This is a genomic window from Corynebacterium tuscaniense, assembly GCF_008693065.1.
GTDB classification, from domain to species: domain Bacteria; phylum Actinomycetota; class Actinomycetes; order Mycobacteriales; family Mycobacteriaceae; genus Corynebacterium; species Corynebacterium tuscaniense.
Map to the genome: position 1 here is coordinate 1 of NZ_VXKH01000079.1, position 6,205 is coordinate 6,205.

Below are 6,205 nucleotides of genomic sequence, written 5' to 3' on the forward strand. Positions count from 1 at the left end.
GCATCGACGCTGCCGAGCACGCCGACATCATCGAAGACGCGCTGGCGTATATCCCGCCCATGTTCTCCGACGTGCTGCAGCGTGAGTACGAGCAGGCGGCGGCAGGGATGACCCAGCCGAGCACTCGTGCTGTTCGGTCTGCGCTGAAATGCTTCACCACGCCGCGCTTGCGAGACACGCTGCTCGCAGCGCTGCTCGATGAGCCGCAGGCTGGCCTTGCGTTCATAGAGCAGGTTATGCGCGCTGTCCCGACCAGCTGGCCGGGGATGCGGGCGCAGCTCACCGCCACTGTTGCCGTGCTCGCTCACGCCACAGGCCAGCCGGGACTAGCTGGCGTGGCTGCGCAGCGAGCCACCGAGATCGGACCAGACGAGAATTTCCCGTCTCTGGTGGCCAAGCTGACCGACATTGGCCAGGGCGAGCGGATGGTCGAACTCGTCCGCGAGGGCGCTGAGAAGACCCGCACGATCTTGTTCACCGAGTAACACCACACACCCCGTTGCAGCGATGCAACGGGGTTTCTTTTTCTCGCGGGGCCGTGGCCAGCAGAGATGCACACCTAGCGGGGCGGGGGAGAACCCCCTAGACAGCAGAGCTGTCTCCAACAGACGGATTGACCATCCATCCGAACAAGGAGGCACCTGATGCGCGACATCACCCACACCGACCTGGAACTGCTCTACCAGCTCGCCGACGGCATCGACGGCGAGGACGCCGATCCGGGCGCAGCACAAGAACTGCGCGACCTAGAGGCGGCAGGCACACCGCTGCCCTGGGCAGTGCTGTAACGACAGCTCAACCCCCGTAGCGGCAAAGCCGCTGCTTAAGTACCCAAATTGCACGGCAAATCACACCCACTCACGTAAGGAGAACCATCATGTCCAACCCCTTCAACAACGGCACCATCGTCGGCAACGCAGCTCGCGCACCCAAGCTGTTCGAGCACGCAAACGGCGGCGCGACGGTGAAGCTCAGCGTCTATGCGCGCAACACCTTCAAGAACAAGTCCACCGGCAAGGTGGAAAGCGAGATCGTGGAGCTGACCGGCTACGTCCAGGACGCCGCGAACCCCGGCGTGTTCGGCTGCATCGGCTCCGGCGATCGCGTTGCGGTGAGCTACTCGCTCAAGACCGACGTCTACACCGACAAGGACGGTGTGAAGCAGTACCCGCTGGTGGCGCGCATCGACACGGTGCAGCTGATCGATTCCAAGAAGGAGTCCGCTGCTCGCGCTGCCCGTCGCGGAGGCGAGGCGGCGACCGCCGCCCTGGCTGGCGCTGAGGGCGAAGAAGTACCGTTCTAACTACGAAACCCCGCAGGGAAACCTGCGGGGTTATTTTTTCAACCATTTCACACGCCAATTTGCTGCGAATCACTTGTGCAGTTTTACGGTGCAGTGGTGCGGTGCTTTTACTGGCGTTTCTGCTGCGCAACTCACTGCACTATGTAGTGTCTGTGACATTTCATTAACACGTAGGTTGCACTGTGTATTGGGCACCCATTTCATCGACACGTTTACTGCGCAATCAAATGCCCTGTCACTTTAATGACATGTGAATTGGGCAGTGAAGTGGTTTGTCATCCTATTGACACCTTTACTACGCAACAGAATGACAACGACATTCTGTCGGCCCTTCTACGGACATCTCTTCTGCGCAGCACATGCCCCGTCGTACACACCGACGTGCTGCGCACTATCTCCGCCACTCAACAGGCCAATTCACTGCGCAACGTAGTGACACCGGCCCCGCCTAGCCGAGATTTCTTCGATTTTCGCTGAATATCAGCCGTTTACCCGCCGCCAATGACCTACGACGCCGACGGCCCCCTGTTAGGCCCGCAGAAGGCCGTACAGGGCAGGGGAGAGCAGTGCTACAACTCCATACCGCCATCACGATCACGCTGCTGTTGCTGCTGGCGGCGCTTCTCGATGCGCTCGCGTGCACGCTGCTGCGCCCCGCCCTTCTTGCCTGAGGTCTGCGACTGCCTGAACAGCGTGTAACGCTCAAGCAACTCTGGGCTGCGATGCAGTTCTTGCACCAGGAACTTCTTATCCAAGTGCTCCAACTGTTGTCCTGACTTCACCGCTTCTTCGATGATGATGGCGGCTTCATCTTCGGCGTCCGTGTGCGCGTTGCGGCGGATCTGATCAGCCTCATCGCGGGCATCCTTGCGCGTTACTGCAGCGTCGCGTGTGGCCTCGTCGCGGATGCTCGTGGCCTCATCTCGTGCTTTGCTGCGGATCGTCTCGGCGTCGCGCTCAGCCTGCTTACGGGCCTCGTCGGTCTTGCGAGTGATCGTCTCTGCTTCGCTGCGAGCTGCGGCTGTAATATCGCCCGCCTTGGCCCGCGCAGTCTCTTCGGCTCGTTCGAGCAGCTCGTCTGCTTGCGCTTCGGCCAGGCCCAACTCCTGCTCAGCATCCTTGCGTGCTTCGCTGCGGATCTCTTCGGCTTCTTGCTCGGCCTTCTCGCGTGCTTCCTTGAGCACACGCTCGGCAACCTCGCGAGCCTGTGCTTCAGCATTCTCCTGTACGCGCTGGGCTGCTTCGCGGGCTTCTTGCGCCTGTTCAAGTTCCTTAGCAGCCTGCTCGCGGTCACGATCAATTGCGTCCATGTCGCGCTGCACGGATCGCTTCTTGACTTCCACATCATCCTCGCGCTTGGCGAGATCGCGCTCCCGGTCTTGTTGCTCGGTGTAGCGGTCGAGGTTGAGTGACTCGTCATGACGTTCGGAGACTTCTAGTTCCACCGGATAGCCGAGCGAGTGCATGTGTTCGCGCAGGCCCCGTTGCGCGTCGATGAACTTCTGGTTACCCGAGATCTGCTTGCCCTTCTTCGGGCCGGATGTGTACCGCACTGAGGTGTCAGTGTTGTACGCGATGCCGGGGCGGCAACGGAGCTTGTCGGGATCTTCGGGCTTCGGTGAGAACGTATCCGCCTGGAACTGGATGTGTGGCGTTGATTCGTCAAAGTTCATATCACCGCCAGCGACTGCGTCGATACCGCCGGGGATGAAGTTTTCTGCAAGCCAGCGCATTGACTCTTCGAGGTACTGCTTTGCTTCCTCGTAGTCGCGGGCGACATAGCGCGGACGTTTCACTTCGCGCCCGTCCACCTCACTGGTGTAGTAGTCGGGGATCTCCTTGCACATCGACTTCGGCAGATACACGACGAACAGCGACGTCTTGAAACTGTTCTTCTGCACGCGCACTCCGTCCATCCGAGGCGTCTACGGCCGCCACAGGGCCGTACAGCCGCTGCCACAAAGATGAACCAATCGAGTCGCGGCGCTACACATTTGCATCAACAGCTGCCGCTGGATCTGCTGCAGCGCGACGCGCTGCGAAACACACGTCGCTGGCGGTGCTCGTTACATGCGCTTGCGCGCATATGGCCGCCGCGAACGTGATGCGTCTGCACAGATACTGTGCTTATGGCACGGGCCGATATGGAGTGTGTTATTCGACCCGTGTTGTTATCACCCGCAGCAGCATCAACACCGCCTTGCGGCGGATGGCTCGCTGCGGGATTTGGAACACCCTGCAATAACCGCCTGGCGGCGGTGCCAGAGTGCAGGGTGTGGCTGTGCGCACCACGTAAACGATGTCGGTCTTGCCGTTCGGTTCGACGCCGTGGCACGTTCGCAAGCTCACGTTGCACACGGCGTGCGCGATGACGCGGGAAGACGCCGCAAGCGGCGTTTCCACCCGTCATCGGCCCTTACTTTAAGACCGACATACAACGACTGACGCCGTATGTGGTGCGCACAGCGTGGCGACCTGCAGATTTTGCGTAGGCACCATGTGCGCTTCGCGCATCAACGGGCCGTTTCGGGTAAGGGTCGAAGACCGCATAAAGACCCGAAACACGCAGGTCGCAGCCCCCTTCTGTGTCAAAACCCCTATGAGTTTGTCGTTATAGGGGTAGAAGGGGGAAAAGGGCATAAGGGGGTGCGACGCCTCCGCTGCGCTCCGGCGCTCGGCATAGCCGAGGCACTGCACCGGGTATTACTACTCGCTGGCGCTCGCATAACCCGGTGCCCGGCGCTGGCGCGCCGCCCCTTACAGCCCCAGTCTCAGACCTCGCTCGCTCGGTCTGGCTGGTGCTGTCTTGCCCTCCGCTTGCGCTCCGGTCAAGATGCCCAATAGTGCAGCTGGCGCTGCACCTTGTGTGATGACCCATGCTCTGTATCACGACACTGCCGGCAATCCGATATATCTTGTCGATATACATTCGGATATGCCAGCAATAATGTGTCGCCTTACGGGTCATCACGAAACGCTCCATCACGGCAAGCCTGCCGAGATGGATATTGGCGTTTCTACCGGCGCGGCATCATGCGGCGTCCGCCGCATATCACTTGCCGTCGCGGTCACAACTTCAGCAGCACAGCTGCTGAAATCTGCTCTGTCCACGCTGCTGTCTTTGCTACGCCCACGGCCCCGTCTTCGGCATATCTGACGTCCACACGAGACTATGCCGGCCGGAACCGCGCATGACAGCAGCGCGACATACCGCCAGCCATGTGGCGGATGATCCAGGCGACGGGGCAGACGTGTATATGCCCCGTCGCCGATACCGGCGCAAGCATCGTGACAGTGTCACGTGTAGCGGTGCCGCAGCCACCCGCACACACGCGAAAACCCCGCCCTTGCGAGCGGGGTGTGTGGCGACATCAAACGTGACGGCTGTACGTCGTCACGCCGCGTGGCCGTACACACATGAGGTGATTGCGTGTACGGCTAAAGGGTTAGTCGGGTACAACTTCTAGATGCCGCTTCGGCTTACTGCCCTCGGTGCTCTCAGGCGTGTCGCCGTCACCGTTCTCAGGTGTATCGCTGTCCCCTTCGGTGCTGGCGGACTTGTCACCGTCCCCTTCGGTGCTGGCGGACTTGTCACCGTCGAGATTCACCTCGAACTCTTCGGCATACTTGCGCAACTGCGCAAGGCGCTCCTTTGTCGCTTTGTGTGCACGGCGCGCCTCGTTCACGGTATCTTTTGCTTGCTGCTCATCGCGCAGCGCTGCTGCGTAATCGTCTCTGAAAGACATGGTTTGTTCTCCTTGGTTGAATGAACTGTTTATTTGGACTCGGGGCACGACGGTGGAGCGCGCGTGTGTAGTAGCACGGCCATCACCCATCAGCCCTCGCACTCAGTTCAAGACCCAGCCTGACTAGCTGAGCTAAGCGGCGGGATCTCGTCGTAGGCGGGTTTGTCCGCATTAGTGCTTCACACCGCCCAGCACCGTGACGAGCTGCTGGCGCTGCTCATCTGTCAGTTGGGGCGCTGCATTCACGACGGCATCGACGAAGCCGTCGAATAGCTGCGGGGCAGGGCGGCGTGCGGCCGCGAGGTAGGCGTCGAGATCGTCTTGGCGAATCCGATAGGCGGTGCCGAAACGGTGGAATGAAAGACGGCCCTCTTTAATAGCTTTTCGCAACGTGGACTCGGAGCCGACGCCGAGATCGGCGAGTTCCTGCAGCGTGTAAAAGCGTGGCGCGACGGCGGTAGTCGTGTCCTTTTCGGACATAGAAAAACGCTCCTGGGCAGATTGATCTGTCCCGGAGCGGGGTGCTTTACCGGCTTGCTATTCAGGCGGCTTGGAGTGCCGTGCTCAACTCGCTAGAACGGTGGTCTGCCGTCCCATCGCTTTACGGGAGCGCTTACTCCCTACCTGACCGCTTTTGTGGTTGGCAATGCCGTTGCCGACCGGTCTATCTCGTCGGAGGAACCGCGCCTATCACGGTCGAGAGGCTGTCTCTTTATGAATTATCCTCGGGGTTATCCCCCGTATGCGGCTGGCTAAACCAAAAACGAATTAAAACGCCACATACGGTCTGGGGGCCATCGTACGGAACTTATGCGTCGCGCACAATAGCCTGCGACCTAATCTTTACGAATCGAACCGAGCACGTTTCTACACGCCACGTGGCACGGCTGGGGTGTTGTGGTGGGGCAGCTGTTGTGTGGCGGCATGGTGACACGCAAGGGGCGCGCCTTTTTATGACCTGTGACACGTCTGTAGCGCGCTCGTTTCGTAGTTTTGACCTCGTTTCGTAATTTGCCGATCAAAATACGAAAAAATTACGAAACGCTCTACCTGCGGTTTCGTGATTTCCGCAAACGAAAAGAACAAAACTACGAAACACGCGATAACGCTGTGACCTGCACAGACACGTCACATTTCGGCGGTGTTTCGTAATTTT

The 6,205-nt window shown here is 59.9% G+C and carries 6 protein-coding genes; 3 read left to right on the plus strand and 3 right to left on the minus strand.

Annotation, left to right across the window (positions count from 1 at the left end):
- From F4V54_RS09860 to F4V54_RS09865, 3 genes are all read left to right on the plus strand, one after another.
- Positions 1-485: DUF4192 family protein (locus F4V54_RS09860; protein WP_150387023.1), on the plus strand; the 485-nt coding region annotated here is incomplete at its 5' end.
- A 159-nt stretch (positions 486-644) separates the two neighbouring features.
- Complete coding sequence (locus F4V54_RS11530; RefSeq protein WP_016456431.1) at positions 645-788, plus strand: hypothetical protein; 144 nt, start codon at positions 645-647, stop codon at positions 786-788.
- A gap of 89 nt (positions 789-877) precedes the next feature.
- Positions 878-1,303: a single-stranded DNA-binding protein gene (locus F4V54_RS09865; RefSeq protein WP_016456430.1), complete on the plus strand. Its 426-nt coding sequence runs from the start codon at positions 878-880 to the stop codon at positions 1,301-1,303.
- Positions 1,304-1,872: 569 nt separating this feature from the next.
- Here the strand turns inward: F4V54_RS09865 and F4V54_RS09870 are convergent.
- From F4V54_RS09870 to F4V54_RS09880, 3 genes are all read right to left on the minus strand, one after another.
- On the minus strand, positions 1,873-3,204 hold the full coding sequence (locus F4V54_RS09870; RefSeq protein ID WP_016456429.1) for a hypothetical protein: 1,332 nt from the start codon (positions 3,202-3,204) through the stop codon (positions 1,873-1,875).
- A gap of 1,545 nt (positions 3,205-4,749) precedes the next feature.
- Positions 4,750-5,049, minus strand: coding sequence for a hypothetical protein (locus tag F4V54_RS09875; RefSeq protein ID WP_024058949.1), 300 nt, complete (start codon positions 5,047-5,049; stop codon positions 4,750-4,752).
- A gap of 171 nt (positions 5,050-5,220) precedes the next feature.
- Positions 5,221-5,529 (minus strand): helix-turn-helix domain-containing protein, encoded by a 309-nt coding sequence (locus F4V54_RS09880; protein WP_024058948.1) that lies wholly within the window; start codon positions 5,527-5,529, stop codon positions 5,221-5,223.
- Between the last annotated feature and the right edge of the window lie 676 nt (positions 5,530-6,205).

Bases quoted from the DNA above. Each gene is read 5' to 3' on its own strand.
- F4V54_RS11530 (WP_016456431.1), top strand. From the start codon at position 645: ATGCGCGACATCACCCACACCGACCTGGAACTGCTCTACCAGCTCGCC.
- F4V54_RS09865 (WP_016456430.1), top strand. From the start codon at position 878: ATGTCCAACCCCTTCAACAACGGCACCATCGTCGGCAACGCAGCTCGC.
- F4V54_RS09875 (WP_024058949.1), bottom strand. From the start codon at position 5,049: ATGTCTTTCAGAGACGATTACGCAGCAGCGCTGCGCGATGAGCAGCAA.
- F4V54_RS09880 (WP_024058948.1), bottom strand. From the start codon at position 5,529: ATGTCCGAAAAGGACACGACTACCGCCGTCGCGCCACGCTTTTACACG.